Consider the following 1,219-nt stretch of genomic DNA (forward strand, 5'->3'; position numbering starts at 1 on the left):
TCTCAATTATATCTTCATGTGGGATCCCGAATTTTACGGATTCTATTGCCCACCCAGCCTTTTTCGCCAGTAAACACGGGCTTAGCGGGTTTACAACTAAACTGGCACAGCAGTTATCTGAAGAAAATATCCGTGTTACCGGGTTGTACCCTCCGGATTTCGAATTGACAGGGTTAGATACGTCTGTCGATAGTCAACCCAGAATGGGAGAACGTTTAATGAATGGACGATCGATCTGGGAAACGATTCGTTTTGTGCTGACACAACCGCGTAGTTGCCATATAAGTAGCATCTACTTTCAAGGTCCAACTCGCGAAGATCTTAACGCCAGGAGCTGAACTGGGTGACGTTGAGCAGAATACTCAACGTCGCTCCTCGCTCACAGCGGACCACTCGCACCATCATGTCTACATCGTGCCAGGAGAGGATATTGATTAATCCCTGAGCCAGGGCTACTCAGTCCGGTAAGCAACCCTTTAGGGCTGAGTAGCCCTGGCGATCGGTGTGGGGCAGAATCTGCGTTCAACAGAAGTGACAGGAATGTCTAAACGAGAACGGGTTCATGTCTCTGGAGGATGCACGGTGCAAAATCGGGGCCTGGCGCATACACTATAACCAGAGTCGTCCTCATTCTGCACCGGGCTGGATGACGCCCTGTGAATTTGCCGAAAAATCTGCCGGTTGCCAGAATATGCAGCCAGAATGAAGTGATCTGTTCCCTTTGTTCAGTGCTGGCTTTCGCAGTTCAGGCCCTGCAGCACGGTGTCTCAGCATTGCCTTACTGTCTGCTCAGTCTGTATGCATGAGGTCGCCGGGGTAATTAACCTCCGGCAGACCACGTTAACGGCAGACGGATAACTATTTAGCGCCACTAATCCCGGGAGAACCATCATGTCCTCCCTCATTCCCGCCACTGCCACCCTGACCGCCGACGCCGCCAGGACCCGCATCGCCTCCGTTTCCTCCATTACCTGATCCGTCACCATTACCGCCGTTCCCTCCGTTTCCTCCGTTCTCACCTCCATTACCGCCATCGCCGCCATCTCCGTTGCTGCCAGAGCCAGCATTCCCTCCGTCTCCGCCGTTTCCTTCACCGCCACCGTCACCACCGTCGCCACCATCACCGTCTGCCCATGCCGCCGTGCTGAATATTCCGGCCGCCAGAGAGGACGTTACAGTGAATACGGCAATGAAAGGTCTCAGTAATGCTGAGGTCAGA

2 protein-coding genes and 1 pseudogene are annotated in these 1,219 nt (G+C 53.5%); 2 read left to right on the plus strand and 1 reads right to left on the minus strand.

Translation table 11 applies throughout. The annotated features are described in order from the left end of the window. A partial coding sequence (locus WH277_RS00500; RefSeq protein ID WP_339503739.1) for an SDR family NAD(P)-dependent oxidoreductase occupies positions 1-338 on the plus strand: 338 nt, incomplete at its 5' end. A gap of 200 nt (positions 339-538) precedes the next feature. Then, a pseudogene (locus WH277_RS00505) lies at positions 539-706 on the plus strand (integrase core domain-containing protein); the annotation flags it as partial. 152 nt (positions 707-858) lie between these two features. Here the strand turns inward: WH277_RS00505 and WH277_RS00510 are convergent. Beyond that, positions 859-1,219, minus strand: a 361-nt coding sequence (locus WH277_RS00510) for a hypothetical protein (RefSeq protein WP_339503741.1), incomplete at its 5' end; no start/stop codon positions are given.

The sequence above is a fragment of the Erwinia sp. MYb416 genome (assembly GCF_037479575.1).
GTDB classification, from domain to species: domain Bacteria; phylum Pseudomonadota; class Gammaproteobacteria; order Enterobacterales; family Enterobacteriaceae; genus Erwinia; species Erwinia rhapontici.